This is a genomic window from Serratia ficaria (assembly GCF_900187015.1).
In the GTDB taxonomy this organism is placed as follows: Bacteria; Pseudomonadota; Gammaproteobacteria; order Enterobacterales; family Enterobacteriaceae; genus Serratia; species Serratia ficaria.
Genome location: NZ_LT906479.1, coordinates 536,940 through 561,999, shown reverse-complemented (window position 1 = coordinate 561,999; position 25,060 = coordinate 536,940). Strand labels below are relative to the sequence as shown.

Annotated in this window: 29 protein-coding genes and 2 tRNA genes; 10 read left to right on the top strand and 21 right to left on the bottom strand. The window is 57.4% G+C overall.

Annotated elements, in window-relative coordinates; translation table 11 throughout:
* Positions 1 to 109: 109 nt before the first annotated feature.
* From rpsO to secG, 9 genes are all read right to left on the bottom strand, one after another.
* Complete coding sequence (rpsO, locus tag CKW09_RS02595) at positions 110 to 379, bottom strand: 30S ribosomal protein S15 (protein WP_004933502.1); 270 nt, start codon at positions 377 to 379, stop codon at positions 110 to 112.
* Between the two features lie 124 nt (positions 380 to 503).
* Positions 504 to 1,448 carry a tRNA pseudouridine(55) synthase TruB gene (gene truB, locus CKW09_RS02590; protein WP_061799860.1) on the bottom strand — a complete coding sequence of 315 codons (945 nt, stop codon included), beginning with the start codon at positions 1,446 to 1,448 and terminating at the stop codon, positions 504 to 506.
* The gene (gene rbfA / locus CKW09_RS02585) at positions 1,448 to 1,858 is read right to left on the bottom strand and encodes a 30S ribosome-binding factor RbfA (protein ID WP_061799862.1); all 411 of its coding nucleotides are present in this window, start codon (positions 1,856 to 1,858) and stop codon (positions 1,448 to 1,450) included. Before rbfA ends, truB begins: the two co-directional genes overlap by 1 nt.
* 70 nt (positions 1,859 to 1,928) lie before the next feature.
* Positions 1,929 to 4,616, bottom strand: a complete 2,688-nt coding sequence (gene infB, locus CKW09_RS02580; RefSeq protein WP_061799864.1) for a translation initiation factor IF-2 — start codon at positions 4,614 to 4,616, stop codon at positions 1,929 to 1,931.
* Between the two features lie 24 nt (positions 4,617 to 4,640).
* The gene (gene nusA, locus CKW09_RS02575) at positions 4,641 to 6,149 is read right to left on the bottom strand and encodes a transcription termination factor NusA (RefSeq protein ID WP_061799866.1); all 1,509 of its coding nucleotides are present in this window, start codon (positions 6,147 to 6,149) and stop codon (positions 4,641 to 4,643) included.
* A gap of 21 nt (positions 6,150 to 6,170) precedes the next feature.
* Positions 6,171 to 6,623, bottom strand: coding sequence for a ribosome maturation factor RimP (gene rimP, locus CKW09_RS02570; RefSeq protein WP_004952852.1), 453 nt, complete (start codon positions 6,621 to 6,623; stop codon positions 6,171 to 6,173).
* 217 nt (positions 6,624 to 6,840) lie between these two features.
* Positions 6,841 to 6,917, bottom strand: a tRNA-Met gene (locus CKW09_RS02565).
* Between the two features lie 60 nt (positions 6,918 to 6,977).
* Positions 6,978 to 7,064: transfer RNA gene (locus CKW09_RS02560), tRNA-Leu, on the bottom strand.
* A 78-nt stretch (positions 7,065 to 7,142) separates the two neighbouring features.
* Positions 7,143 to 7,478: a preprotein translocase subunit SecG gene (gene secG / locus CKW09_RS02555; protein WP_061799947.1), complete on the bottom strand. Its 336-nt coding sequence runs from the start codon at positions 7,476 to 7,478 to the stop codon at positions 7,143 to 7,145.
* A 38-nt stretch (positions 7,479 to 7,516) separates the two neighbouring features.
* Here secG and CKW09_RS24660 point away from each other — a divergent pair, with 38 nt between their 5' ends.
* Positions 7,517 to 7,690 (top strand): hypothetical protein, encoded by a 174-nt coding sequence (locus CKW09_RS24660; protein WP_157079264.1) that lies wholly within the window; start codon positions 7,517 to 7,519, stop codon positions 7,688 to 7,690.
* A gap of 9 nt (positions 7,691 to 7,699) precedes the next feature.
* On the opposite strand, the gene glmM is transcribed toward CKW09_RS24660, so the two are convergent.
* The 4 genes from glmM to rlmE all read right to left on the bottom strand — a co-directional run bounded on the left by glmM (position 7,700) and on the right by rlmE (position 12,578).
* Complete coding sequence (gene glmM, locus CKW09_RS02550; protein WP_061799946.1) at positions 7,700 to 9,037, bottom strand: phosphoglucosamine mutase; 1,338 nt, start codon at positions 9,035 to 9,037, stop codon at positions 7,700 to 7,702.
* 4 nt (positions 9,038 to 9,041) lie between these two features.
* Positions 9,042 to 9,878 carry a dihydropteroate synthase gene (gene folP, locus CKW09_RS02545; RefSeq protein WP_061799945.1) on the bottom strand — a complete coding sequence of 279 codons (837 nt, stop codon included), beginning with the start codon at positions 9,876 to 9,878 and terminating at the stop codon, positions 9,042 to 9,044.
* Between the two features lie 82 nt (positions 9,879 to 9,960).
* Positions 9,961 to 11,892 (bottom strand): ATP-dependent zinc metalloprotease FtsH, encoded by a 1,932-nt coding sequence (gene ftsH / locus CKW09_RS02540; RefSeq protein WP_061799943.1) that lies wholly within the window; start codon positions 11,890 to 11,892, stop codon positions 9,961 to 9,963.
* 56 nt (positions 11,893 to 11,948) lie between these two features.
* Positions 11,949 to 12,578, bottom strand: a complete 630-nt coding sequence (rlmE, locus tag CKW09_RS02535) for a 23S rRNA (uridine(2552)-2'-O)-methyltransferase RlmE (RefSeq protein ID WP_061799941.1) — start codon at positions 12,576 to 12,578, stop codon at positions 11,949 to 11,951.
* A gap of 143 nt (positions 12,579 to 12,721) precedes the next feature.
* Here rlmE and yhbY point away from each other — a divergent pair, with 143 nt between their 5' ends.
* The gene (gene yhbY, locus CKW09_RS02530) at positions 12,722 to 13,015 is read left to right on the top strand and encodes a ribosome assembly RNA-binding protein YhbY (RefSeq protein ID WP_004933536.1); all 294 of its coding nucleotides are present in this window, start codon (positions 12,722 to 12,724) and stop codon (positions 13,013 to 13,015) included.
* Positions 13,016 to 13,118: 103 nt separating this feature from the next.
* On the opposite strand, the gene greA is transcribed toward yhbY, so the two are convergent.
* Positions 13,119 to 13,595: a transcription elongation factor GreA gene (greA, locus tag CKW09_RS02525; RefSeq protein WP_061799939.1), complete on the bottom strand. Its 477-nt coding sequence runs from the start codon at positions 13,593 to 13,595 to the stop codon at positions 13,119 to 13,121.
* 256 nt (positions 13,596 to 13,851) lie between these two features.
* On the opposite strand from greA, the gene dacB reads away from it, so the two are divergent.
* From dacB to pmrB, 3 genes are read left to right on the top strand one after another with little or no spacing between them, the layout of a single operon-like run.
* A complete protein-coding gene (gene dacB / locus CKW09_RS02520) occupies positions 13,852 to 15,285 on the top strand; it encodes a serine-type D-Ala-D-Ala carboxypeptidase (protein WP_061799937.1) in 1,434 nt (477 codons plus the stop codon).
* Between the two features lie 8 nt (positions 15,286 to 15,293).
* The gene (pmrA, locus tag CKW09_RS02515) at positions 15,294 to 15,956 is read left to right on the top strand and encodes a two-component system response regulator PmrA (RefSeq protein WP_095095441.1); all 663 of its coding nucleotides are present in this window, start codon (positions 15,294 to 15,296) and stop codon (positions 15,954 to 15,956) included.
* Positions 15,953 to 17,014 carry a two-component system sensor histidine kinase PmrB gene (gene pmrB, locus CKW09_RS02510; protein WP_095095438.1) on the top strand — a complete coding sequence of 354 codons (1,062 nt, stop codon included), beginning with the start codon at positions 15,953 to 15,955 and terminating at the stop codon, positions 17,012 to 17,014. The genes pmrA and pmrB overlap by 4 nt, the downstream gene beginning before the upstream one ends.
* A 35-nt stretch (positions 17,015 to 17,049) precedes the next feature.
* On the opposite strand, the gene cgtA is transcribed toward pmrB, so the two are convergent.
* The 4 genes from cgtA to rplU form a co-directional block, all read right to left on the bottom strand.
* Positions 17,050 to 18,222 (bottom strand): Obg family GTPase CgtA, encoded by a 1,173-nt coding sequence (cgtA, locus tag CKW09_RS02505; protein ID WP_061799933.1) that lies wholly within the window; start codon positions 18,220 to 18,222, stop codon positions 17,050 to 17,052.
* A gap of 16 nt (positions 18,223 to 18,238) precedes the next feature.
* Entirely contained in the window at positions 18,239 to 19,210 is a 972-nt protein-coding gene (locus CKW09_RS02500) for a DMT family transporter (RefSeq protein WP_061799932.1), read from the bottom strand.
* 111 nt (positions 19,211 to 19,321) lie between these two features.
* Complete coding sequence (gene rpmA / locus CKW09_RS02495) at positions 19,322 to 19,579, bottom strand: 50S ribosomal protein L27 (RefSeq protein ID WP_004933559.1); 258 nt, start codon at positions 19,577 to 19,579, stop codon at positions 19,322 to 19,324.
* Between the two features lie 17 nt (positions 19,580 to 19,596).
* Positions 19,597 to 19,908, bottom strand: coding sequence for a 50S ribosomal protein L21 (gene rplU / locus CKW09_RS02490; RefSeq protein ID WP_004933561.1), 312 nt, complete (start codon positions 19,906 to 19,908; stop codon positions 19,597 to 19,599).
* Positions 19,909 to 20,178: 270 nt separating this feature from the next.
* Here rplU and ispB point away from each other — a divergent pair, with 270 nt between their 5' ends.
* Positions 20,179 to 21,150: an octaprenyl diphosphate synthase gene (gene ispB, locus CKW09_RS02485; protein ID WP_061799929.1), complete on the top strand. Its 972-nt coding sequence runs from the start codon at positions 20,179 to 20,181 to the stop codon at positions 21,148 to 21,150.
* Between the two features lie 49 nt (positions 21,151 to 21,199).
* Here the strand turns inward: ispB and CKW09_RS02480 are convergent, their stop codons facing one another.
* Positions 21,200 to 21,550 carry a DNA-binding protein gene (locus CKW09_RS02480; protein ID WP_061799927.1) on the bottom strand — a complete coding sequence of 117 codons (351 nt, stop codon included), beginning with the start codon at positions 21,548 to 21,550 and terminating at the stop codon, positions 21,200 to 21,202.
* 181 nt (positions 21,551 to 21,731) lie between these two features.
* On the opposite strand from CKW09_RS02480, the gene CKW09_RS02475 reads away from it, so the two are divergent.
* Positions 21,732 to 21,998, top strand: a complete 267-nt coding sequence (locus CKW09_RS02475) for a helix-turn-helix domain-containing protein (RefSeq protein ID WP_061799925.1) — start codon at positions 21,732 to 21,734, stop codon at positions 21,996 to 21,998.
* A 66-nt stretch (positions 21,999 to 22,064) separates the two neighbouring features.
* Here the strand turns inward: CKW09_RS02475 and mdh are convergent, their stop codons facing one another.
* Positions 22,065 to 23,003 carry a malate dehydrogenase gene (mdh, locus tag CKW09_RS02470; protein WP_061799923.1) on the bottom strand — a complete coding sequence of 313 codons (939 nt, stop codon included), beginning with the start codon at positions 23,001 to 23,003 and terminating at the stop codon, positions 22,065 to 22,067.
* Between the two features lie 251 nt (positions 23,004 to 23,254).
* Positions 23,255 to 23,431: a hypothetical protein gene (locus tag CKW09_RS24655; protein WP_157079263.1), complete on the bottom strand. Its 177-nt coding sequence runs from the start codon at positions 23,429 to 23,431 to the stop codon at positions 23,255 to 23,257.
* Between the two features lie 37 nt (positions 23,432 to 23,468).
* Between CKW09_RS24655 and argR the strand changes: the two genes are divergently transcribed.
* The 3 genes from argR to yhcN (CKW09_RS02455) all read left to right on the top strand — a co-directional run bounded on the left by argR (position 23,469) and on the right by yhcN (CKW09_RS02455) (position 24,995).
* Positions 23,469 to 23,939: a transcriptional regulator ArgR gene (gene argR / locus CKW09_RS02465; RefSeq protein WP_061799922.1), complete on the top strand. Its 471-nt coding sequence runs from the start codon at positions 23,469 to 23,471 to the stop codon at positions 23,937 to 23,939.
* 405 nt (positions 23,940 to 24,344) lie between these two features.
* Positions 24,345 to 24,608, top strand: coding sequence for a peroxide/acid stress response protein YhcN (gene yhcN, locus CKW09_RS02460; protein WP_061799951.1), 264 nt, complete (start codon positions 24,345 to 24,347; stop codon positions 24,606 to 24,608).
* 123 nt (positions 24,609 to 24,731) lie between these two features.
* Positions 24,732 to 24,995, top strand: coding sequence for a peroxide/acid stress response protein YhcN (gene yhcN / locus CKW09_RS02455; protein ID WP_061799921.1), 264 nt, complete (start codon positions 24,732 to 24,734; stop codon positions 24,993 to 24,995).
* The last annotated feature ends 65 nt before the right edge of the window (positions 24,996 to 25,060 follow it).

Below are 25,060 nucleotides of genomic sequence, written 5' to 3'. Positions count from 1 at the left end.
GTAACGGAAGAACCTGTTTGGAAACATCAGTAATACATTAACCTGATTTGCTTATGCTTCCTAGAAGAAAGGGGCCAAAATAGGCCCCTTTCCACTGAAACTTGCTAGATTAGCGACGCAGACCCAGACGCTCGATCAGGCTGGTGTAACGTGCTACATCTTTACGCTTCAGGTAGTCCAGCAGCTTACGACGCTGAGAAACCATACGCAGCAGACCACGACGGCTGTGGTGATCTTTTTTGTGCTCGGAGAAGTGGCCTTGCAGATGGTTGATCTGCGCAGTCAGCAGGGCAACCTGAACTTCGGTAGAACCGCTGTCGTTAGTACCACGACCGAAATCAGCTACGATTTGAGCTTTAGCTTCAACACTTAGAGACATTGTAATACTCCAGATTATAGATAATAAAAACAGGCGCCGATCTCTAATTCAGCAACCCAATGCATAAGCTGCGCCATTCTACTCTCAGCGCAGTGCGATCGCAAGGCAGCGCGTGTGCCTTCCCTCAGTCGAAATGCTCGACCACCAGGCGGCGCGGCGCCACGCGACCGTCGTCGGCGATGTCGCCTACGCCGATGAATTTGCGCTCTTCGCCTTCGGTGATGCGCACCATACCCGAGGCCGGCGCGCCGGCAACCTGCACCGGCTGCCCCTGCTTGACGTAACCCGCCACCACCGGCAACAGGTTCACTTCCGGATAATTCTCAACCGGACTGTCCATCGGCATCAGCAGCGGATCGAGCAGTTCGCCCGGCGCAGTTTCCTGCGCTTGCGCCTGCTCCAGCAACGCGTTCAATTGCTCCAGCGTCACCATGCGCTTTATGGGATAGGTCGCCACCTGCAGACGGCGCAGGTAAATCACATGCGCGCCGCAGCCCAACAGCTCGCCGAGATCGTCGGTGATGGTGCGGATGTAGGTGCCTTTCGAGCAGTGAATTTCCAGCTCCAGTTCGTCCCCTTCCCAGCGGATGAACTGCAGTTCGTAAACGGTGATGCTGCGCGCTTCACGCGGCACTTCGATGCCCTGGCGCGCATACTCGTAGAGCTTCTTGCCCTGATACTTCAGCGCCGAGTACATCGAAGGCACCTGCCGGATATCGCCGCGGAAGCTGTCCAGCGCCGCATCGAGCTGCGCCTGGGTGAAGTTTACCGGGCGCTCCTGCACAATCTGGCCGTCGGCGTCCGAGGTATCGGTGCGCTGGCCCAGCCTGGCGATCACCCGATAGCGTTTGTCGGAGTCGAGCAGGAACTGCGAGAACTTGGTTGCCTCGCCCAGGCAGATCGGCAGCATGCCGGTCGCCAGCGGATCGAGCGCACCGGTATGGCCCGCGCGGTTGGCGTTATACAGGCGCTTCACTTTTTGCAGGGCGTCGTTGGACGACAGGCCCTGCGGTTTGTCCAACAGCAGTACGCCGTGGATATCACGGCCGCGGCGGCGAGGGCGACTCATTAAGCCTCCTCGTCATCGCCTGATGCGGAACGGCGCTCGGCGTCGTTCTTCACGACGTTGGTCACCAGGTTGGACATGCGCATGCCCTCCACCAGGGAGTTGTCGTAGGCGAAGGTCAGCTCAGGCACCACGCGCAGGCGCATGGCCTTGCCCAGCAGCGTGCGGATATAGCCGGCGGCGTCCTGCAGCGCTTTGATGCCGTTGGTCACCAGATCCGGATCGTGATTTTCGGTCAGCACGTTCAGGAAGGTGACGTAAACCTTGGCGTACGCCAGGTCGCGGGACACTTCGACGCCGGAAACGGTGGCCATGCCGATGCGCGGATCTTTGACTTCACGCTGCAGAATGATCGCAATCTCTTTCTGCATCTCTTGCGCCACGCGTTGGCCGCGGCTGAATTCTTTTGCCATTTTGGATTCTCCAGACAAATCGGGGGGCACAAAGGCCCCCCGTAAACAGATTTAAGCAGATGTGCAATCGTTAAGCGATGGTGCGTTGAATCTCAATGATTTCGAACACTTCGATCATGTCGCCGACGCGCACGTCGTTGTAGTTCTTGACGCCGATACCACATTCCATGCCGTTACGGACTTCGTTGACGTCATCTTTGAAGCGACGCAGGGATTCCAGCTCGCCTTCATAGATAACCACGTTGTCGCGCAGAACGCGGATTGGGTTGTGACGTTTGATCGTCCCTTCGGTAACCATACAGCCTGCGATGGCGCCGAACTTCGGTGATTTGAACACGTCGCGCACTTCGGCCAGGCCGATAATCTGCTGTTTGTACTCAGGTGCCAGCATGCCGCTCATCGCCTGCTTCACTTCGTCGATCAGGTTATAGATCACGGAGTAATAACGCAGATCCAGGCTTTCCGCTTCAATCACGCGGCGCGCAGAAGCGTCGGCACGGACGTTGAAGCCCAGGATGATGGCGTTGGACGCTGCCGCCAGGGTGGCGTCGGTTTCGGTGATGCCGCCTACGCCGGAACCCACAATCTTCACCTTCACTTCGTCGGTGGAGAGTTTCAGCAGTGAATCGCAAATCGCTTCGCAAGAACCCTGTACGTCGGACTTCAGTACGATGTTCAGCTCGGAAACTTCGCCGTCGGTCATGTTGGCGAACATGTTTTCCAGCTTGGATTTCTGCTGACGCGCCAGTTTGACTTCGCGGAACTTGCCTTGACGATACAGCGCAACTTCACGCGCTTTCTTCTCGTCACGCACCACGGTCGCTTCGTCGCCCGCGGCGGGAACGCTGGACAGGCCCAGGATTTCCACAGGGATAGAAGGACCGGCGGAGGTCACTTCGCGACCCAGTTCGTCACGCATCGCACGCACGCGGCCGTATTCGAAGCCGCACAGCACGATGTCGCCCTTGTTCAGCGTACCTTCCTGAACCAGAACGGTAGCGACCGGACCACGGCCCTTATCCAGGAAGGATTCGATCACCACGCCGCTGGCCATGCCGCTGCGCACCGCTTTCAGTTCGAGAACTTCGGCCTGCAGCAGGATAGCGTTCAGCAGTTCGTCGATACCGGTACCGGCTTTCGCGGATACGTGAACGAACTGCGCTTCGCCGCCCCACTCTTCCGGCATGACGCCGTACTGAGACAGTTCCTGCTTAACGCGGTCCGGATCGGCTTCCGGCTTGTCGATTTTGTTAACGGCAACCACCAATGGCACCTGCGCCGCTTTCGCGTGCTGGATAGCTTCGATGGTTTGCGGCATCACGCCGTCGTCCGCCGCCACCACCAGAACCACGATGTCGGTCGCCTGAGCACCGCGGGCACGCATGGAGGTAAAGGCGGCGTGGCCTGGGGTATCCAGGAAGGTGATCATGCCGTTGTCGGTTTCTACGTGGTAGGCGCCGATGTGCTGGGTAATGCCGCCGGCTTCGCCCGCCGCCACCTTGGTGGAGCGGATGTAGTCCAGCAGAGAGGTTTTACCGTGGTCAACGTGGCCCATGATGGTCACGACCGGCGCGCGCGGCTCTGCGGCGGCACCGGTGTCGCGATCGCTCATCAGCGCTTCTTCCAGCTCGTTCTCACGACGCAGGATAACCTTGTGGCCCATCTCTTCGGCAACCAGCTGTGCGGTTTCCTGGTCGATGACCTGGTTGATGGTGGCCATTGCGCCCAGCTTCATCATCGCTTTGATGACCTGAGAGCCTTTCACCGCCATCTTGTTGGCCAGTTCGGCCACGGTGATGGTTTCGCCGATAATAACGTCACGGTTAACCACCTGAGCCGGCTTGTTGAAGCCCTGCTGCAGGCTGCTTGGCTTACGCTTGCCTTTACCGCCACGGGTAACGGCGCGCGCTTCTTCACGGTCCGCTTTAGACTCGGAAAGCTTGTTGCCTTTTTTCTGCTTGGTGGCTTTACCGCCGCGGGTGCGGCTGCGGCGCTCGCCTTCAACCTTGGCGTCGTTTTCGTCTTCGGCTGCACGGGCGTGCTGAGAGGTGGTCACGTGGTAATCGGCGGTTTCTACCGCAGCGCTTGCTGCTTCAGCTTCGGCCCATTTCTCACCGTTCTCTTCGGCCATGCGGCGGGCTTCTTCCGCCACGCGCTTGGCTTCCTCTTCAACCTTACGGCGCACTTCCTCTTCCGCTTTACGTTTCAGTTCAGCGGCTTCGGCTTCACGGCGTGCTTTTTCTGCCTGAGCTGGCTTGGTCATTTCGTCGGTATGTTGATTGGTCACTTTTTCTTTTTCCGCTGAATTACGCTTAGCAATCTCCGCGGCCTCACGTTTGGCTTGCTCTTCGGCTGCGCGCTTCGCTTCTGCTTCGCGTTTCGCTAGCTCTTCCGCTTCGCGCCGTGCCTGCTCTTCCGCTTCACGCTGTGCCTGCTCTGCCGCTTCAGCCTGCTGGGCTTCCTGCGTATCGCGATTTACATAAGTGCGTTTCTTGCGGACCTCGATTTGCACCGATTTACTTTTACCGCCGGTGCTCGGAATATTCAAGGTGCTGCGCGTTTTGCGCTGCAAAGTGAGTTTACCCGGCGCACTGCCGTGTTCACGGTTCAGGTGCGCCAGCAATGTTTCTTTTTCTTGCTGGGTCACAGAGTCCGACTCGGACTTGTTGATCCCTGCATCAGCAAACTGCTGTACCAGGCGATCAACCGGAGTCTGAATCTCTGCTGCCAGCGATTTTACGGTTACATCTGTCGTCATGCTGTTCCTTCCTGCTACAGTTTATTACGCGTTGTCGCCAAACCAACAGATATTACGTGCGGCCATGATCAGCTCGCCGGCTTGCTCGTCGCTAAGCCCTTCAATATCAGCCAGATCGTCAACACCCTGCTCGGCAAGATCTTCCAGCGTACAAACCCCACGCGCGGCCAGTTTAAAGGCCATGCTGCGCTCAAGACCCGGCAGGTTGAGCAAATCGTCAGCAGGTTTTTGGTCGCCCAGGCTCTCTTCTTGGGCCAGGGCCAGCGTGGTCAATGCAGCTTTGGCGCGATCGCGCAACGCTTCAACCGTATCTTCATCCAGACCGTCGATTTCCAGCAGCTCTTTGATTGGCACGTAGGCCAGCTCTTCCAGAGTGGAGAAGCCTTCTTCAACCAGTACGGTGGCGAAATCTTCGTCGATATCAAGATACTTGGTGAAGGTATCAATGGCGGCATGAGCCTCGGCCTGGTGCTTGGCCTGCAGATCGTCCGCCGTCATCACGTTCAGTTCCCAACGGTCATCATCACGATGCTGTTTCAACAGCTGGGAAGCCAAACGCACGTTTTGGCCATTACGGCCGATCGCCTGTGCCAGGTTGCTGGCTTCAACGGCGATATCCATGGTGCAGTTATCTTCATCAACCACGATCGAGGCGACGTCTGCCGGCGCCATGGCGTTGATGACGAACTGCGCAGGGTTGTCATCCCACAGGATGATGTCGATGCGTTCGCCGCCGAGCTCGCTCGACACGGCCTGAACGCGCGCACCGCGCATACCTACGCAGGCGCCGACCGGGTCGATGCGCTTGTCGTTGGTTTTCACTGCAATTTTCGCACGGGAGCCGGGATCGCGGGCCGCCGCTTTAATTTCGATCACTTCTTCGCCGATTTCCGGCACTTCGATGCGGAACAGTTCTTTCAGCATTTCCGGGCTGGAGCGGCTGACGAACAGCTGCGCGCCGCGGGCTTCAGGACGCACGGCGTACAGCACGCCGCGGATGCGGTCGCCCGGACGGAAGTTTTCGCGCGGCAGCATGTCTTCACGGCCAATCACCGCTTCCGCGTTGCTGCCCAGATCCAGCGCGATGCTGTCGCGGTTAACCTTTTTCACCACGCCGGTGACGATCTCGCCTTCGTGTTCACGGAAAGCGTCAACCACCATCGCGCGCTCGGCTTCGCGCACTTTCTGCACGATAACCTGCTTGGCGGTCTGGGTGGTGATACGGTCGAAGGTCACGGATTCGATCTGATCTTCGATGTAGCCGCCCAGCTCGATGCCCGGCTCTTCATACTGCGCCGCTTCCAGCGTGATTTCACGCGTAGGCTGAGTCACTTCATCTACGGCGACCCAGCGGCGGAAGGTATCGAAATCGCCGGTTTTGCGATCGATGCTGACGCGTACGTCGATTTCCTGCTCGTATTTTTTCTTGGTTGCGGTGGCTAATGCGGTTTCCAACGCCTCGAAAATCTTCTCACGCGGAAGGGATTTTTCATTGGAAACTGCTTCAACAACAGCCAGAATCTCTTTATTCATCCTAGTTGCCTCATCCAAACTTTAAAAGTGGGGTACCAGGTTCGCTTTCTGGATATTGCTCAGCGCGAACACTTCATCTTTCCCTTCCACAGTAACCGTGATCATCTCGCCGTCGACAGACTTGATAATGCCCTGCCACTTGCGGCGGTTCTGTACCGCCATGCGCAGGACCAGGCTGACTTCTTCACCGAGGAAACGAGTATAGTGCTCTGCGGTGAACATCGGGCGATCAAGGCCAGGAGAGGAGACTTCCAAGTTGTAAGCGACCGTGATTGGCTCTTCGACGTCCAATACAGCGCTGACCTGGTGGCTGACATCAGCACAATCATCAACGTTGATGCCGTTTTCACTATCAATATAGATGCGGAGCGTCGATTGGCGCGCACGAATAAATTCGATGCCTACAAGCTCAAAGCCCAACGCTTCTACCGGTGCCGAAAGCATCTCTGTTAACTTTTGCTCTAATGTGGACAAGCCCACCCCCAAGACATAAAAAAAGGGCTTAATAGCCCAGTGATTCTGTTGCCAAATAACAAAAAACCCCGAAAATTCGGGGCTTTATGCAACTGGACCCTGTTTGCCGCTACGCGGCTTCGGTGCAACTTTCAAGCAAGTGTCATTTTCAAATGTTGTTCGAGAAAAGCGGATTTCATTCGAAAAGTGTATTTGAAAATAAACACTTAAAGGAAAGTGGTTGCGGGGGCCGGATTTGAACCGACGACCTTCGGGTTATGAGCCCGACGAGCTACCAGGCTGCTCCACCCCGCGTCCGAAAACGTGGCAAATATTACGCCGATAATCGCAAAATTGCAAGTTATCTCTGGGATTTGGTACCGAGGATGGGACTCGAACCCACAAGCCCGTTAGGGCACTACCACCTCAAGGTAGCGTGTCTACCAATTCCACCACCTCGGTACTGATTTTTACTGCCAACGGCCGTTGATCCTTCGAGTTCACAACCACCGTTTTCAAACTCTGTCGCTGCTTAGCGGCTTACTGCGGGATATCGCTGCTCGGCTTGGCTGGTGCCGCCGGCGCGGTAGTCTGCTCAGATTTTACTGGCTGACCCAGATTTTCCCACTCGCTGCCTTTCTTGCTTTGGTTGCTGCTGAGGTTGCCCAGAATCAGGCTGATGACGAAGAACAGCGTCGCCAACACAGCGGTCATGCGGGTCATAAAGTTACCGGAACCACTCGAACCGAACAATGTGCCAGATGCACCTGCTCCGAAAGAGGCTCCCATATCAGCGCCTTTACCTTGCTGCAGCATAATCAGAGCTACCAGCCCGATTGAGATCAGCAGGAAAATTACCAGAAGAGCTTCGTACATAGTAGTACCCGTATCCTTGCGGCTTCACCGCATGCCAAATGCTTCTCACCAATAAAGCAGGCGTTTTTTACAAACTGCCTACTGAAGCGGGTGTGAATACTAACCAAAGCCGCCAGAGCGCGCAAGGGCAATTTGCTGCCGCCGGCGCGTTTGCGGAAAAAAACGCCAACAATCGTTTTTCCGGGCCCTGGCCGGCAGAACCCGTGGGATAACCGTCTGTTTTAACCGGCGGATTTCACCGCGTCGGCGATGCGGTGCGCCAGCGCCGTCACCTGCTGTTCGTCCTCGCCTTCCACCATCACGCGGATCAATGGCTCGGTGCCGGATTTGCGCAGCAACACCCGGCCGCGGCCGGCCAGTTCCGCCTCGACCTGTTCGGTGATTTTGCGCACCTCGTCAGATTCCAGCGGGTTGTGTTCGCCGGCGAAGCGCACGTTGACCAGGATCTGCGGCAGCAGCTTCATGCCGCTGCACAGGTCGTGCAGGCTCATGTGGTTGCGCACTATCGCGGTCAGCACCTGCAGCCCGGCCACGATGCCGTCGCCGGTGGTGGTTTTGTCCAGCAGGATCACGTGGCCGGAGTTTTCCGCGCCGATGCGCCACCCCAGCTCCTGCAGCTTCTCCAGCACATAGCGGTCGCCCACTTTGGCGCGCGCGAACGGAATGCCCAGCTGCTTCAGCGCCAGCTCCAGCCCCATGTTGCTCATCAGCGTGCCGACGGCGCCGCCGCGCAGCTGCCCCTGACGCAGGCCTTCGCGGGCGATGATATACAGGATCTGGTCGCCGTCCACCTTGTTGCCCAGATGATCCACCATCATCACCCGGTCGCCGTCGCCGTCGAACGCCAGGCCGACGTGGGCCTTCTCCTGCAGCACGCGCTCCTGCAGCTGGCGAACGTCGGTGGCGCCGCATTTCTCGTTGATGTTCATGCCGTCCGGCTCCACGCCGATGGCGATCACCGTGGCGCCCAGTTCGCGCAGCACGCTCGGCGCGATGTGATAGGTGGCGCCGTTGGCGCAGTCGACCACGATTTTCAGCCCCTTCAGGCTCAGCTCGCTCGGGAAGGTGCCTTTACAGAATTCGATATAGCGGCCGGCGGCGTCGATGATCCGGCTGGCCTTGCCCAGTTCGGCGGACTCCACGCAGGTCAGCGGCTTTTCCATCTCGGCTTCGATCGCCTCTTCCACGTGATCCGGCAGCTTGGCGCCGTCGATCGAGAAGAACTTGATGCCGTTATCGTAGAACGGGTTGTGCGAAGCGGAGATGACGATGCCGGCTTCGGCGCGGAAGGTGCGCGTCAGGTAGGCCACCGCCGGCGTCGGCATCGGGCCGGTGAAGGAGGCGGACAGCCCCGCGGCCGCCAGGCCGGCTTCCAGCGCAGACTCCAGCATATAACCGGAGATGCGGGTATCCTTGCCGATGATGATCTTACGAGAGCCGTGGCGCGCCAGCACTTTGCCGGCCGCCCAGCCGAGCTTCAGCACGAAGTCCGGGGTAATTGGGCTATCACCGACCTTGCCACGAATGCCGTCGGTGCCAAAATATTTGCGCTCGCTCATGTTTCTACTGTCCCTTAGCTGAAAGTGTTGCCTCGACGACACGCATCGCCTCGACGGTTTCTTTAACGTCATGCACTCTGACAATCTGCGCGCCCTGCATCGCGGCGATCACCGCGCAGGCCACGCTACCGATGACCCTCTGGTCAGGCGGCACGTTCAGCAGTTGTCCAATCATCGACTTGCGCGACATGCCCACCAACAGCGGCAGACCGAAGCGATGAAATTCCGACAACCGGGCCAGAAGCTGATAGTTGTGCGCTAAATTTTTACCGAAACCGAAGCCTGGGTCGAGCAGCAATTTCTGATTTGTTATCCCTGCATCATTGCAGCGCTTGATGTGGCGCTCAAAAAAGGCATTCACGTCGGCGATCAGGTCATCGTAGCGGGGAGCCTGCTGCATGGTGCGCGGCTGCCCCTGCATGTGCATCAGGCATACCGGCAGGCCACTTTCCGCGGCGGCGGCCAGCGCGCCGGGCTCCTGCAGCGAGCGAATATCGTTGATCAAATGCGCGCCCGCCCGGGCCGATTCGCGGATCACCCCGGCTTTCGAGGTGTCGACCGAGATAAACACCTCGAAACGCTGCGCCAACGCCTCCACCACCGGCACCACCCGCGCGATCTCTTCCTCCTCGCTGACCTCCGCCGCCCCGGGCCGCGTCGATTCGCCCCCCACGTCAATCATGGTGGCACCGGCCGAAATCAGCGCATGCGCGTGCAGCAGCGCCTGATTGAGGCTGTTGTGACGGCCGCCGTCGGAAAACGAATCCGGCGTCACGTTGAGGATGCCCATCACCTGCGGATGGGAAAGATTGAGCGTCATGTCGCGCACGGTTAACTGCATGCTTTATCCACCTTACTGTTCTGCCCGCCGGGCAATAAAAAACCCCGGCATGCCGGGGTTTGATGTTATTGCACAGCGAGACTTACTTGTCGAGCTGTTCAGACAGGGTATTGCCTGGGTTCGGCGTACGCGGCTCATCTACCGGCGTCGGGGCTTTTGGGGTACCGCCGTTGTCGGAGCTGTTGCCTTTGTTCGCATCGTCCCAACCCGCCGGCGGACGCACGTCTTTGCGGTTCATCAGATCGTCGATCTGCGGTGCATCGATGGTTTCATATTTCATCAGCGCATCCTTCATCGAGTGCAGGATGTCCATGTTTTCCATCAGCAGCGCACGAGCGCGCACGTAGTTGCGTTCGATCAGGGATTTCACTTCCTGGTCGATGATGCGTGCGGTTTCGTCCGACATGTGTTTCGCCTTGGCGACGGAACGGCCCAGGAACACTTCGCCCTCTTCTTCCGCATACAGCAGCGGCCCCAGCTTCTCGGAGAAGCCCCATTGGGTCACCATGTTGCGGGCGATGGAGGTCGCCACTTTAATGTCGTTCGACGCGCCGGTAGAGACTTTTTCCGGACCGTAGATGATCTCTTCCGCCAGACGACCGCCGTACAGGGTGGAGATTTGGCTCTCCAGCTTCTGACGGCTGGCGCTGATCGCATCCCCTTCCGGCAGGAAGAAGGTCACGCCGAGCGCGCGGCCGCGAGGAATGATGGTCACCTTGTGAACCGGATCGTGCTCAGGAACCAGACGGCCGATGATGGCGTGGCCTGCCTCGTGATACGCGGTCGACTCTTTCTGCGCTTCGGTCATCACCATGGAGCGGCGTTCCGCACCCATCATGATCTTGTCTTTGGCTTTTTCGAACTCAACCATCGACACCACGCGTTTGTTGCCGCGGGCGGCGAACAGCGCCGCTTCGTTGACCAGGTTGGCCAGATCGGCACCGGAGAAGCCCGGGGTACCGCGCGCAATGACGGAGGCGTCGATATCGGCCGCCAACGGCACGCGGCGCATGTGCACCTTCAGGATCTGCTCACGGCCGCGCACGTCCGGCAGGCCGACCACCACCTGACGGTCGAAACGGCCCGGACGCAGCAGCGCCGGGTCAAGCACGTCCGGACGGTTGGTTGCCGCGATGACGATGATACCTTCGTTGCCTTCAAAACCGTCCATCTCGACCAGCATCTGGTTCAGCGTCTGTTCGCGTTCGTCGTGACCGCCACCCAGACCGGCGCCACGCTGGCGGCCGACGGCGTCGATTTCATCGATAAAGATGATGCAAGGTGCGGCTTTCTTGGCCTGCTCGAACATGTCGCGCACGCGGGAAGCGCCCACACCGACAAACATTTCTACGAAGTCGGAACCGGAAATGGTGAAGAACGGCACTTTCGCTTCGCCGGCGATCGCTTTCGCCAGCAGCGTTTTACCGGTCCCCGGCGGGCCAACCATCAGCACGCCTTTAGGGATCTTGCCGCCCAGCTTCTGGAAACGGCTCGGTTCGCGCAGGTATTCCACCAGTTCGCTCACTTCTTCTTTCGCTTCGTCACAACCGGCGACGTCGGCAAAAGTGGTCTTGATCTGATCTTCGGTCAGCATGCGGGCCTTGCTCTTGCCGAACGACATCGCGCCCTTGCCGCCGCCGCCCTGCATCTGGCGCATAAAGAAGATCCAGACCCCGATCAGCAACAGCATCGGGAACCAAGAAATAAAGATAGAGGCCAGCAGGCTCGGCTCTTCAGGCGGCTCGCCGACAACTTTCACATTCTTCGTTAACAACGTATCCAGCAACTTGGGATCGTTGACGGGGATGTAGGTCGTGTATTTGTTACTGTCTTTCTTGGTAACGTTAATCTCACGTCCGTTAATTCGCGCTTCGCGAACCTGGTCCTGGGTCAGTTCGGACATGAAGGTAGAATAATCTACCCTACGGCCATTCGACTCGCTGGGCCCAAAGCTCTGGAATACAGACATCAACACTACCGCGATGACTAACCAGAGAATTAGGTTTTTCGCCATGTCACTCAAGGGATTAACCTCATATTACAACTGTGTTAACAAACAGCGTTAGGGTACTACAGCTTGCGCCCTGTCGCTACAATGTACACTTCGCGCGAACGTGCGCGGGAAGCGTCTGGCTTACGAATCTTAACCTTCGTAAACAGGGAGCGAATTTCCCGTAGGTACTCGTCAAAGCCATCTCCCTGGAACACCTTCACCAGGAAACTTCCGCCTGGTGCGAGGACATCACGACACATCTCCAGTGCTAACTCCACCAGATACATCGATCTTGGAATATCGACGGCCGGAGTGCCACTCATATTCGGGGCCATATCGGACATGACCACCTGAACCTTACTCTCACCTACACGTTCCAACAGCGCTTTAAGCACCAGTTCATCACGAAAATCGCCCTGAAGGAAATCGACGCCAACGATAGGATCCATTGGCAAAATATCACAGGCGATGATGCGACCGGTACCGCCGATTTGGGTGACCACGTATTGCGACCAGCCGCCCGGCGCTGCTCCCAGGTCCACTACGGTCATGCCCGGCTTGAACAGTTTGTCACTCTGCTGTATTTCATCAAGTTTAAACCAGGCGCGGGAACGCAGCCCCTTTTTCTGCGCCTGCTGCACATATTTATCGCTAAAGTGTTCCTGCAACCAGCGACTGGAGCTAGCAGAACGCTTTTTATTAGCCATCTCGTTTTCCAACTATCATAAAAAGAGTCTTATGTCAGGTTCGCTGCTCACGTAGACTCACACCGGTGAAGACCGATTTGGTGATACACATGAGATGGCGGTAGAATGTACCGTTTTCAATCCCAACTTAAGTAAAAAAGACAATGAATCTGAATAATAAACAAAAACAGCACCTGAAAGGCCTGGCGCATCCGTTAAAACCGGTTGTCATGCTGGGTAATAACGGTCTCACCGAAGGGGTGCTGGCTGAAATTGAACAGGCTCTGGAGCATCATGAGCTGATCAAGGTAAAAATCGCCGCTGAAGATCGCGAAACCAAAACCCTGATCGCCGACGCTATCGTGCGTGAAACGGGCGCCTGCAACGTGCAAGTCATCGGCAGTACGCTTATTCTTTACCGCCCGTCTAAAGAGCGCAAGATCAGTCTACCGCGTTAATAAACGTCAGGTTAACGAAAAGGTGCCATGCACCCGATTCAGATAAAAGGCCGCACGCGGCCTTTTTCCTTTCTTTACAAAACACTGGCGCATTTCTGACCGATCAGAGGTAGTCGACCTTCAGGATCTCGTAATCCACGTCGCCGCCCGGCGTTTTGATCACCACCACGTCGTCCTGCTCTTTGCCGATCAGACCGCGCGCCATCGGTGAATTTACCGAAATCAGATTTTTCTTGAAATCGGCTTCGTCGTCGCCAACGATGCGGTAGGTCACCTGCTCTTCGCTATCCAGATTCAGCACCGATACGGTAGCGCCGAAAATCACGCGGCCGGTATTAGGCATTTTGGTGATATCGATCACCTGCGCGTTCGACAGCTTGGCTTCAATTTCCTGGATACGCCCTTCACAGAACCCCTGCTGCTCACGCGCGGCATGGTACTCGGCGTTTTCTTTCAAATCGCCGTGCTCGCGGGCGTCAGCGATGTCGGCAATAATCTTGGGACGGCGTACGCCCTTCAGATATTCAAGCTCTTCGCGCAGTTTTTCAGCGCCAAACAAGGTCATCGGAATTTGTTTCATATGGTAAATACCTCTAAATCTTTCCTGTTCAAATAACCGTCATCCTGACGTATTCGTATGAAAATACGGTTGGCTCATCGCCCCCCGCCTCCAGGCGACAAACAAAAGAAACCTGACTCGGAACGGAGCCCAAGTCAGGATCGATTTTGCATTTTGATACGTATTTTAGCCTAGAGTTCCTTGAGGGTCATCGTTTACTTTTTCCCTGAATGCACCGTAGTATGACGACACGTTATCCAGCTGTTATCCCGAGATTATGCGTTTTTCACGAATTGTCAGTGCATTGGCTTGCGCATTTGTTCTGAATGCGAATGCGGCCCCGGTTGAAGATTACACACAATATTTGCCTGATGGGGCCAACCTTGCCCTGGTAGTTCAGAAGATCGGCGCCACCGCGCCGACCATCGATTATCACTCTCAGCAAATGGCATTGCCGGCCAGTACCCAAAAGGTGCTGACAGCGCTGGCGGCGTTGCTGCAGCTCGGGCCGGACTACCGCTTCACCACCACGCTGGAGAGCCAGGGCAACATCAGCGACGGCGTGCTGCGCGGCAATCTGATCGCCCGCTTCGGCGGCGATCCGACCTTCAAGCGCCAGAGCCTGCGCAACATGGTGGCGGCCCTGAAGAAACAGGGCGTGCGCCAGATCACCGGCGACGTGCTGGTCGACACCTCGGTGTTCGCCAGCCACGACAAGGCGCCCGGCTGGCCGTGGAACGACCTGACGCAGTGCTTCAGCGCACCGCCGGCGGCGGCGATTGTCGATCGCAACTGCTTCTCGGTGTCGCTGTACAGCGCGCCGAACCCGGGCGAAATGGCGTTTATCCGCGTCGCCTCCTATTATCCGGTCAACATGTTCAGCCAGGTGCGCACGCTGGCGCGAGGCTCCGCCGACGCGCAATACTGCGAGCTGGACGTAGTGCCGGGCGAGCTGAACCGCTTTACCCTGACCGGCTGCCTGACCCAGCGCAGCGATCCGTTGCCGCTGGCCTTCGCCATTCAGGACGGCGCCAGCTACGCAGGTGCTATCCTGAAGGATGAGCTGACGCAGGCCGGCATCCAGATCGACGGCCACCTGAAGCGCCAGACGCAGCCAGGCCTGACCGGCACGGTGATCGCCCAGACCCAGTCCGCGCCGCTGCATGACCTGCTGAAAATCATGCTGAAAAAATCGGACAACATGATTGCCGATACCGTATTCCGCACCATCGGCCACGAACGCTTTGGCGTGCCTGGCACCTGGCGCGCGGGCGCCGACGCGGTGCGTCAGGTGCTGCGCCAGAAGGCCGGCGTCGATCTGGGCAACAGCATCGTGGTGGACGGCTCCGGCCTGTCGCGCCATAACCTGCTGGCGCCGGCGACCATGATGCAGGCGCTGCAGTACATTGCGCAGCACGACAACGAGCTGAACTTCATCTCGATGTTGCCGCTGTCCGGCTATGACGGCACCCTGCGCTACCGCGGCGGCCTGCACGAAGCCGGCGTCGACGGCAAGGTGTCGGCCAAGACCGGCGCGCTGCAGGGAGTCTACAACCTGGCGGGCTTCATCACCACCGCCAGCGGCCAGCGCATGGCCTTCGTGCAATACCTGTCCGGCTACGCCGTGCCGCCGGAAGATCAAAGGCAGCGCCGCGCGCCGCTGGTGCGTTTCGAAAGCCGCCTGTACCGGGACATTTATCAGAACAACTGAGGATCGCCATGAAGCTGTTGATAGTGGAAGACGATGAGCTGCTGCAACAGGGACTGGCGTTAGCGCTGACCGGCGACGGTTATGCCTGCGACTGCGCAGGCACGGCGGCCGAGGCCGGCAGCCTGCTCGTCACCAGCCAGTACAGCATGGTGATCCTCGATCTCGGCCTGCCGGATATGGACGGCGCCAGCCTGCTGCGGCAGTGGCGCCGGCAGCAGATTGACCTGCCGGTGCTGATCCTCACCGCCCGCGATGCGCTGGCGGACCGCGTGGACGGGCTGGACGCCGGCGCCGACGACTATCTGGTCAAACCCTTCGCGCTGGTCGAACTGCAGGCGCGGGTGCGGGCGCTGATACGCCGTTATCAGGGCCACAGCGACAACCTGATGCAGGTGGACTCTCTGCAGCTCAACCTCTCCAGCCAGCAGGTTTACCTGCAGCAGAAGCCGGTGGAGGTCACGCCTAAAGAGTTCGCCATTCTGTCGCGGCTGATGATGCGCGCCGGGCAAACGGTCAACCGCGAGCTGCTGCAGCAGGATCTCTACACCTGGCAGGACGATTTGGGCTCCAATACGCTGGAAGTGCATATCCATAACCTGCGCCGCAAACTGGGCAAGGACCGCATCCGCACCGTACGCGGCATCGGCTACCGTCTGGAACCGGCATCATGATCAGCATGCGCCGCCGTCTGTTGCTGATGCTGGCGTTAATCCTGCTGGTCACTCAGCTTATCAGCGCCTTTTGGTTGTGGCACGAAAGCCAGGAGCAAATCAGCTTCCTGGTGGATGAAACCTTGTCCGCCAAGGTGCGCACCGAGCGCGTCGACACCGAAATCGCCGAGGCCATCGCCTCGTTGCTGGCCCCTTCGCTGATCATGATGATCGTCACGCTGTTGGCCTCTTTTTGGGCCATCAGCTGGATTATTCGCCCGCTCAACCAGCTGCAGCAACGGCTGGAGAAACGCTCCGCCGATAATCTCACCCCTCTGCCAATCAGCAGCGACAGCCGAGAAATGGTGGCGGTCACCACGGCGCTCAACCAGCTGTTCTCGCGCCTGGACAACACCATCCGGCAGGAGCGGCTGTTCACCGCCGACGCCGCCCACGAGCTGCGCACGCCGCTGGCCGGGATCCGGCTGCATCTGGAGCTGATGGAAAAACAGGGCGTAGGGGAAAGCCGCGCGCTGATCGCCCGCATCGACCAACTGATGCACACCGTCGAGCAGCTGCTGATGCTGTCACGCGCCGGGCAAGACTTTGCCAGCGGCCACTATCAGCATTTCGACTGGGTGGCCGAGGTGATCCAGCCGCTGCGCGAAGAGCTTGACGAGCTGGTCGCCCAGCGCCGGCAGACGCTGCGCTGGCAATTGCCGGCAGAGGCCCGGGTGCACGGCGATCCGGTGCTGCTGCGCCTGCTGCTGCGCAATCTGGTCGAAAATGCCCACCGCTACGGCCCGGAAGGCAGCGCCATCCAGGTACGGCTGGCCGCGGGGGATAACGGTCACCTGCTGCAGGTGATCGACGAAGGGCCGGGAATTAAGGAAAACATGGTGGGGGAACTCACCCAGGCGTTTCGCCGCATGGACCAGCGCTATGGCGGCAGCGGGCTGGGGCTGAACATCGTCATCCGCATCGTGCAGCTGCATCAGGGGCGTTTGACGCTGGAAAACCGGCGGGACACCAGCGGGCTGAATGCGCAATGCTGGCTGCCTGACAAGGCCTGGAAATAAACAGGGCCCAGCGTTGCTGAGCCCTGTCGGGAGGATTATTTCTGGTAGATGATTTCGACGCCTTCGTCGTCATCTTCGTCCCAGTCGTCATCCCAGTCGTCTTCCGCTTCGGCTTCCACTTCCGCGATCTGCTCACGGTGGTAGTCGTCCCACATGAATTCGACCTTCTCCGGCGCGCTTTCTTCGATCGCCATCGCTTTCGGCTGGCTGTTGATGAATTTCATCACGTCCCAGCACAGCGCGTTGACGCCTTCGCGATTGACTGCGGAGATCATGTAGTACTTACCTTCCCAGCCCATGGCCTCTACGATCGCCTTGGCGCGTTCGGCGGCTTCTTCCTCGCCAATCACATCAATCTTGTTGAAAACCAGCCAGCGTGGCTTCTGCGCCAGATTTTCGCTGTATTGGTTCAGCTCGTTGATGATGATTTTGGCGTTTTCCACCGGATCGGATTCGTCGATCGGCGCGATGTCCACCAGATGCAGCAACACGCGGCAGCGCTCCAGGTGCTTCAGGAAGCGGATCCCCAGCCCGGCGCCGTCGGAAGCGCCTTCAATCAGCCCCGGAATGTCGGCGACCACAAAGCTCTGCTCGTGGTCCATGCGCACCACGCCCAGGCTTGGCACCAGCGTGGTGAACGGGTAGTCGGCCACCTTCGGCTTGGCGGCGGATACCGCGCGGATAAAGGTCGACTTGCCGGCGTTCGGCAGGCCCAGCATGCCCACGTCGGCCAGCAGCAGCAGCTCCAGCAGGAGATCGCGCGCTTCGCCGGCGGTGCCCAGCGTCTTTTGACGCGGCGCACGGTTCACCGAAGACTTGAAGCGGGTGTTGCCCAGGCCGTGCCAGCCGCCTTTGGCGACCATCAGCTGTTGCTCATGACGGGTCATGTCACCGAGGATCTCGCCGGTGCCCTGATCCTTCACGCGGGTGCCGACCGGCACCTTGATGATGATGTCTTTGCCGCGCTTGCCGGTACAGTCGCGGCTCTGGCCGTTTTGGCCACGCTCGGCGCGGAAGGATTTCTCAAAGCGGTAATCGATCAGCGTGTTGAGGTTTTCGTCCGCCAGCAGATAGACGTCGCCGCCGTCGCCGCCGTCGCCGCCGTCCGGCCCGCCGTTCGGGATATATTTTTCGCGGCGGAAGCTGACGCAACCATTACCACCGTCACCTGCAACGACCAAAATCGCTGCTTCATCTACAAACTTCATTTACCGTCTCCGTAAATCATTCACCGGGCTGCTTCAAAGGAGCAACCAGGCTGGTTTCTGCCCGTCGCGGCCACCACCGGTGACCAATTGCGGAAAACATGGCGCCCGCCACCACCACAAAAGCGCCGACATAACCGACGACGTTCAAGGTCGGCGCAGCGAATGCCTGTGGCCAGGCCAGCGCCAATAAATCTGAAAACAGCAGGGTAAACAGCGGTGTCAGCGTCACTAACGCACTCACCTGCGCCGCCTGCCAGCGCGCCATCGCCTCCGCCAGCGCGCCATAGCCAATCAGCGTGTTGGCGCCGCAGAACAGCAGGCAAGCCAACTGCCAACCGCTGAGCTGGAAAATCACCTCGGGCCGGGCCAGAGGGAATAACGCGATTGCACATAAAGTGTACAACATTACCAGGATCTGCGGCGAGGCCAATCGACGCAGCAACACCTTCTGCGCCACGCCGTAGCTGACCCAGACCGCCGCCGCGCACACGCCAAGCAGCACCCCGAGGGTGTAATCCGTCAGGCGGGTGAAGATCTCGATCAGGCTGACGTTGAAAAACAGCATCAGCCCGCAGATCAGCATCAGCGCGCCAATCACCTGCGTGATGCGCATCCGTTCTTTTAAAATCAGCACGCTGGCGAACATCATGCCGACCGGCGACAGCTGGCCAATCACCTGCGACGCCGTCGGGCTGAGATACTGCAGCGACGAGCTGAAGAACACAAAGTTGCCCAACAGGCCCGCGGTGGCTATCGCCAGCAGCAGCAGCCAGCGCGGCTGGCGGAACATCTTCAGCGGCGGCAGCCTGCCGCGCACCGCCAGGATCAGCCCCAGGCCGATAGCGGCGATGGTAAAGCGATACCAGACGATGGTAAACGGCTCCATCACCGCCAGCACTTCTTTCATCGCTATCGGCAATGCGCCCCAGCAAACCGCCGTGGTTAACGCCAGCGAAATGCCTACACCGACCTGCTGTTTCGTGTCCATATTACCTTTGCCAGCGCTGACATGCCTGCGGTCTGAAGTATGACGGGTATAAATGTAAAAAGCCCCGCAACGAATTGCGGGGCTTACATCTATTTCGTAAGGCTCGAAAAATTATTCAGCTTCGATGCTGATGAATTTACGATTGCTCGGGCCTTTAACTTCGAATTTGACTTTACCGTCTTTCAAAGCAAACAGAGTGTGGTCTTTGCCGCAACCCACGTTGGTACCAGCGTGGAATTTGGTGCCGCGCTGACGAACGATGATGCTGCCTGCCAGTACTGCTTCGCCGCCAAAGCGTTTTACGCCCAGACGTTTAGCTTCTGAATCGCGACCGTTACGAGTCGAGCCGCCAGCCTTTTTGTGTGCCATTAATCCGCTCTCCTAACTTAAGCGCTGATGCCGGTGATTTTAACGTCAGTGAACCACTGACGGTGGCCCTGCTGCTTACGGTGGTGCTTACGACGACGAAACTTAACAATCTTAATTTTCTCGCCACGACCGTGAGCAACGACTTCAGCTTTGATCTTACCGCCATCGACGAAAGGAACGCCGATTTTGATATCTTCGCCATTAGCGATCATCAGAATCTGGTCAAACTCAACCGCTTCACCAGTTGCGATGTCCAGCTTTTCCAAGCGAACGGTCTGACCTTCGCTTACTCGGTGTTGTTTACCACCACTTTGGAAAACCGCGTACATATAAAACTCCGCTTTCCGCGTGCTCAACTGTGTTAGTACAGAGCGCGCTATAAATATTCACAATAGGGCGCGAATTCTACGCAAAAAACCGACGCATGACAAGAGCAGAATAAGACCAGAAGCAGAAAAAAGAAGAAAAAAACCACAGTTTCTTTCGTGGCGTTTATCTGAACCGTTTTTCAAGTACAATCAGGGGGACAGTTACCGCCATGTACCGATGTGAGCAGCGATCTCAACGCGGTGAAGAGAAACACAGCTGAAAAAAATACAATGAACCTAGAGCAAATTACCGAGTTAACCGCGCAAGATATGGCGGCCGTGAACGCAACAATTCTCGAACAGCTGAACTCCGATGTCACACTCATCAATCAGCTTGGCTATTACATTATCAGCGGTGGCGGTAAACGCATCCGACCGATGATCGCCGTGCTGGCTGCACGGGCGTTGGGCTATGAAGGCCACAAGCACGTGACCGTTGCGGCGCTGATCGAATTCATTCATACCGCCACGCTGCTGCATGACGACGTGGTGGATGAATCCGATATGCGCCGCGGCAAAGCCACCGCCAATGCCGCGTTCGGCAACGCCGCCAGCGTGCTGGTCGGCGACTTTATCTATACCCGCGCTTTCCAGATGATGACCAGCCTGGAATCGCTGCGCGTGCTGGCGCTGATGTCCGAGGCGGTCAACGTGATTGCCGAAGGCGAAGTGCTGCAGTTGATGAACGTGCACGATCCCGACATCACCGAAGAAAGCTATATGAGGGTGATCTACAGCAAAACCGCGCGCCTGTTCGAAGCCGCTGCGCAATCTTCGGCGATTTTGTCCGGCGCCAGCGAGGCGCAGGAAAAAGCGCTGCAGGATTACGGCCGTTACCTCGGCACCGCCTTCCAATTGATCGACGATCTGCTCGATTACAGCGCGGACGGCAGCACCCTGGGCAAGAACACCGGTGACGATCTGAATGAAGGGAAGCCCACCCTGCCGCTGCTGCACGCCATGCACAATGGCGACGAAGCGCAAAGAACGATGATCCGCGCAGCGATTGAACAAGGCAACGGCCGCCACCTGCTGGAGCCGGTGCTGCAGGCCATGCAGCAATGCGGTTCTTTGGCGTACACCCGTCAGCGCGCCGAGGAAGAAGCCGACAAGGCGATCGCCGCGCTGCAGGCGCTGCCGGCGTCCGCGCACCGCACCGCGCTGGAGGGCCTGGCCCATCTGGCGGTGCAGCGCGATTTTTAAGAAACTTGAATTTCCGCTTATCCCCTACAGGCCCGCGCTGCGGGCCTGATTACTTCTCTTCGGTGATGCGCGCCAACAGGCCGCCGATCCCTTCCCGCATCAAAAACGACAGCATTTTCTCGCGCTCGCTTTCCGTCAGGTGATAATAATACTCAATCCACACCGTCAAAGGATCCTGTCTTTCCACTTCGTACACCGCCGCATCTTCTTTCAGCAACAGCAGATTTCGGGCGCCGTGCGGCAAGCTGTTGATATGATACTCCAACGCTTTTCCCTGCACGCCTTTGCGCCTGCGACTGATCCATCCTTCGCGCCGGGCCATCAGATTTATTCCCTGTGGTGAGGAAGGTAATCCTGCGATGCCTGTAAGCTCCTTGGCGGCAAACCACTCATTTTTCATAGCCATTATCTCTGGGCAATAGTGGGCAAAGTCATTTTTTAGAAATCATTGAGATATTTTTTAGGAAATTTAGTGGTATCCTGATTTCCGTATAAGCGTTTCATGTTGTTCAAACGATTAATCTTGACCTGTTAGTTATACCACTAACAGAACTTTCGCTAATCAAAAAAGGAATGTAAACATGAATACAAGGGATCAGGATTGGCATCCGGCGGATATCATCGCGGCACTGCGCAAGAAGGGAACGACGCTGGCGGCGGTATCGCGCCGCGCCGGGCTGAGTTCGTCAACGCTGGCCAATGCGTTGTCGCGCCCCTGGCCGAAAGGCGAGTGGCTGATCGCCGAAGAGCTCGCCATTCATCCTTCGGAGATCTGGCCGAGCCGTTATTATGATCCGCACAGCGATCGCCTGCTGGATCGCAAGGCGCGCATCAAGCCGAAGGCATGAATAAAAAGCAAAAAAAACCGCCGGAACCAGGTCCGGCGGCTTCTGCATGCACAGGCTGTGCGGCAATCAGTTGTTGATAAACTTCTCGCCCAGCTCGATATCTTTGTGCAGCACGTCCAGCATCTCATTCAGCGCTTTCTGCTCGAAGGCGCTCAGGGTGCCGATGTCTTTGCGTTCTTCAACGCCGTTTTTGCCCAGCACCAGCGGCTGTGCGAAGAAGCGCGCGTATTTGCCGTCGCCTTCAACGTAGGCGCATTCAACCACGCCTTGCTCACCCTGCAGCGCACGCACCAAAGACAGGCCGAAACGCGCAGCCGCCTGGCCCATGGACAGGGTCGCGGACCCGCCGCCGGCTTTGGCTTCAACCACTTCGGTGCCCGCATTCTGGATGCGCTTGGTCAGATCGGCCACTTCCTGTTCGGTGAAGCTCACGCCCGGGATCTGCGACAGCAGAGGCAGGATGGTCACGCCAGAGTGGCCGCCGATGACCGGCACGTTCAGCGCTTCCGGCTGCTTGCCTTTCAGCTCAGCCACGAAGGTGTTGGAGCGGATGATATCCAGCGAGGTCACGCCGAACAGTTTGTTTTTATCGTAAACGCCGGCTTTTTTCAGCACTTCCGCCGCGATGGCGACGGTGGTGTTGACCGGGTTGGTGATGATGCCGATGCAGGCTTTCGGGCAGGTTTTCGCCACTTGCTCGATCAGGTTACGCACGATGCCGGCGTTAACGTTGAACAGGTCGGAACGGTCCATGCCCGGCTTGCGCGCGACGCCGGCGGAAATCAGCACCACGTCGGCGCCGTGCAGAGCAGGAGTAGCGTCTTCGCCACTGAAGCCTTTGATTTTAACTGCGGTTGGGATGTGGCTTAAGTCGACGGCAACGCCAGGGGTAACAGGGGCAATGTCGTAGAGAGAGAGTTCAGAACCTGAAGGAAGCTGGGTTTTGAGTAGAAGGGCGAGGGCCTGGCCGATACCGCCAGCAGCACCGAGAACTGCAACTTTCATCCTATACTCCTTTATTATCTTAAATATATAAAGCGCCGTGAATGTGTTGGTTACGGACCTTAAATTATTACACCTTTGAAAACAATCTCTTAACGATGTGTTTGCGAGCTGGGGCAATAAACCGGCCGATGCCGCGCCCATTTTAGATTAAATCGCTTACGCATGAAGGGCATAGCGCACACTAATCAAAAATAATGCGAGGTTATTCACGAGCAAGTTAACCGGCGGTTACATTACACCCTTACGCAACATCAGAACAACATCATTTTAATAACATTTTCTTTACCGCTGGGGGCCATGATTTCAGTCGCTGAAAGGGCATATTCATGAGGGGCGGATTTTGTTAAAATGCCGTCCTTTCCTCGCCGCCCGGGCACGATTATTTTATTTGGGCAGGCTTTATTGCATAAAAATTCAATTATATGCATAATCATCACTTCTATTGTCAACATTCCACGGTGCAAAATGCGTAATCCCGCAAAGCAGGAAGATCTGATCAAGGCGTTTAAAGCGTTATTGAAAGAAGAAAAATTCAGTTCTCAAGGCGAGATCGTTTTGGCGCTGCAAGAAGAAGGCTTCGAAAACATTAACCAGTCCAAAGTATCGCGCATGCTGACCAAGTTCGGCGCGGTGCGTACGCGCAATGCCAAAATGGAAATGGTGTATTGCCTTCCGGCCGAACTCGGCGTGCCGACCACCACCAGCCCGCTGAAGAACCTGGTGCTGGACGTCGACCACAACGACGCGGTGGTGGTGATCCACACCAGCCCGGGCGCGGCGCAGCTGATTGCCCGCCTGCTGGATTCGCTGGGTAAATCCGAAGGCATTCTCGGCACCATTGCCGGTGACGACACCATTTTCGTCACCCCCTCCAGCACCTTTACCGCTCAGAAGTTACATGAAGCGATCCTGGGTGTGTTCGAACAAGAACTGTGAGGCGCGGCGCTAACAAAATGCGGCCAAGGGTCGCGTTTCGTTAGCGCTTATTTAACCCTTCCTTTACCTTTCCACGCTGCCCTACCACGTTTAATACTGCCTTTTCGCCCATCTGCAACACATTCCAATGACATTTCCATGTCGCCAGCGTTAGCGACTGCGATCTTCCGCACTTTTGGTCAAAAGCACTTACCCTATTGAAATTACATAAATTTAACATCGAAAGATCGTTTTATAAGCGTTTTTTATTCCATCCGGTTATTAAAAATAAGGATCGCCAGATTAAAGTTTCACTAGAAACTGTTAGCCAACTATTAATTTTTCGAGTTACTAGATGTATACTCATTTCCGTGACGTAAATCACAGTTCATTGGAACTGATAAAAGAATACGATGAGGTGAGATGATGAATACTAAAACTACCGTTGCAGCCATGAGCCTTCTATCAATGCTTTCTTTCGGCGCATTTGCAGCACAATCTGTTGATGCCTCCCAGGCGGAAAAACTGCAGCCGGCCGGCGTGATTACCGTGAGCGGCGTCGCCGCCGCACCTTCGGACATTCGCCAGGCGCTGTCTGATAAAGCCGACGCCAAAGGGGCCACGGCGTACCGCGTGATCGAAGCGCGCAACGAAGGCAGCTTCCACGCGACCGCTGAAATTTACAAATAAGTACCGGGCGTTACCCGTAAACGGGCAATAAATCTCTGGAATTTCGCACCACCGATAACGGTCTTCAAGAATAAAAACCGCTACCAAGCCCTTCCAGGCTGTTATCGCCAAAGGACCCATACCATGAACATGAAAACCACCATCGCCGCGCTCAGCCTGCTGTCAGCCGTGTCTTTCGGCGCTTCGGCCGCCCAACTGGTCACTAACGATCAGGTCGGCAATCTGCAATCCGTCGGCACCATCACCGTCAGCGGCATCGACGGCGCGCCTTCCGACATTCGCCAGGCGCTGTCGGATAAAGCGGACCAACAGGGCGCCACAGCCTACCGCGTGATCGAAGCGCGCAATGAAGGCAGCTACCACGCTACCGCCGAGATCTACAAATAACAACGCTGGGGAGCGCGTTTGCAGAGCTGATTACCCTCGTCACTGCCACTGCCGAGTTCTGACGC

Excerpts from the sequence above, each read along its gene's own strand:
- ftsH (WP_061799943.1), bottom strand. The coding sequence starts at position 11,892 with ATGGCGAAAAACCTAATTCTCTGGTTAGTCATCGCGGTAGTGTTGATG.
- rpsO (WP_004933502.1), bottom strand. The coding sequence starts at position 379 with ATGTCTCTAAGTGTTGAAGCTAAAGCTCAAATCGTAGCTGATTTCGGT.
- rplU (WP_004933561.1), bottom strand. The coding sequence starts at position 19,908 with ATGTACGCGGTTTTCCAAAGTGGTGGTAAACAACACCGAGTAAGCGAA.
- dacB (WP_061799937.1), top strand. The coding sequence starts at position 13,852 with ATGCGTTTTTCACGAATTGTCAGTGCATTGGCTTGCGCATTTGTTCTG.
- yhcN (WP_061799951.1), top strand. The coding sequence starts at position 24,345 with ATGAATACTAAAACTACCGTTGCAGCCATGAGCCTTCTATCAATGCTT.
- yhbY (WP_004933536.1), top strand. The coding sequence starts at position 12,722 with ATGAATCTGAATAATAAACAAAAACAGCACCTGAAAGGCCTGGCGCAT.
- cgtA (WP_061799933.1), bottom strand. The coding sequence starts at position 18,222 with ATGAAGTTTGTAGATGAAGCAGCGATTTTGGTCGTTGCAGGTGACGGT.
- rpmA (WP_004933559.1), bottom strand. The coding sequence starts at position 19,579 with ATGGCACACAAAAAGGCTGGCGGCTCGACTCGTAACGGTCGCGATTCA.
- CKW09_RS02475 (WP_061799925.1), top strand. The coding sequence starts at position 21,732 with ATGAATACAAGGGATCAGGATTGGCATCCGGCGGATATCATCGCGGCA.
- nusA (WP_061799866.1), bottom strand. The coding sequence starts at position 6,149 with ATGAATAAAGAGATTCTGGCTGTTGTTGAAGCAGTTTCCAATGAAAAA.
- CKW09_RS02480 (WP_061799927.1), bottom strand. The coding sequence starts at position 21,550 with ATGAAAAATGAGTGGTTTGCCGCCAAGGAGCTTACAGGCATCGCAGGA.
- infB (WP_061799864.1), bottom strand. The coding sequence starts at position 4,616 with ATGACGACAGATGTAACCGTAAAATCGCTGGCAGCAGAGATTCAGACT.
- glmM (WP_061799946.1), bottom strand. The coding sequence starts at position 9,037 with ATGAGCGAGCGCAAATATTTTGGCACCGACGGCATTCGTGGCAAGGTC.
- rbfA (WP_061799862.1), bottom strand. The coding sequence starts at position 1,858 with ATGGCAAAAGAATTCAGCCGCGGCCAACGCGTGGCGCAAGAGATGCAG.
- truB (WP_061799860.1), bottom strand. The coding sequence starts at position 1,448 with ATGAGTCGCCCTCGCCGCCGCGGCCGTGATATCCACGGCGTACTGCTG.
- yhcN (WP_061799921.1), top strand. The coding sequence starts at position 24,732 with ATGAACATGAAAACCACCATCGCCGCGCTCAGCCTGCTGTCAGCCGTG.
- CKW09_RS24660 (WP_157079264.1), top strand. The coding sequence starts at position 7,517 with ATGCTTCTCACCAATAAAGCAGGCGTTTTTTACAAACTGCCTACTGAA.
- rlmE (WP_061799941.1), bottom strand. The coding sequence starts at position 12,578 with ATGGCTAATAAAAAGCGTTCTGCTAGCTCCAGTCGCTGGTTGCAGGAA.
- greA (WP_061799939.1), bottom strand. The coding sequence starts at position 13,595 with ATGAAACAAATTCCGATGACCTTGTTTGGCGCTGAAAAACTGCGCGAA.
- CKW09_RS02500 (WP_061799932.1), bottom strand. The coding sequence starts at position 19,210 with ATGGACACGAAACAGCAGGTCGGTGTAGGCATTTCGCTGGCGTTAACC.
- ispB (WP_061799929.1), top strand. The coding sequence starts at position 20,179 with ATGAACCTAGAGCAAATTACCGAGTTAACCGCGCAAGATATGGCGGCC.
- CKW09_RS24655 (WP_157079263.1), bottom strand. The coding sequence starts at position 23,431 with ATGCATATAATTGAATTTTTATGCAATAAAGCCTGCCCAAATAAAATA.
- mdh (WP_061799923.1), bottom strand. The coding sequence starts at position 23,003 with ATGAAAGTTGCAGTTCTCGGTGCTGCTGGCGGTATCGGCCAGGCCCTC.
- folP (WP_061799945.1), bottom strand. The coding sequence starts at position 9,878 with ATGCAGTTAACCGTGCGCGACATGACGCTCAATCTTTCCCATCCGCAG.
- secG (WP_061799947.1), bottom strand. The coding sequence starts at position 7,478 with ATGTACGAAGCTCTTCTGGTAATTTTCCTGCTGATCTCAATCGGGCTG.
- pmrA (WP_095095441.1), top strand. The coding sequence starts at position 15,294 with ATGAAGCTGTTGATAGTGGAAGACGATGAGCTGCTGCAACAGGGACTG.
- pmrB (WP_095095438.1), top strand. The coding sequence starts at position 15,953 with ATGATCAGCATGCGCCGCCGTCTGTTGCTGATGCTGGCGTTAATCCTG.
- argR (WP_061799922.1), top strand. The coding sequence starts at position 23,469 with ATGCGTAATCCCGCAAAGCAGGAAGATCTGATCAAGGCGTTTAAAGCG.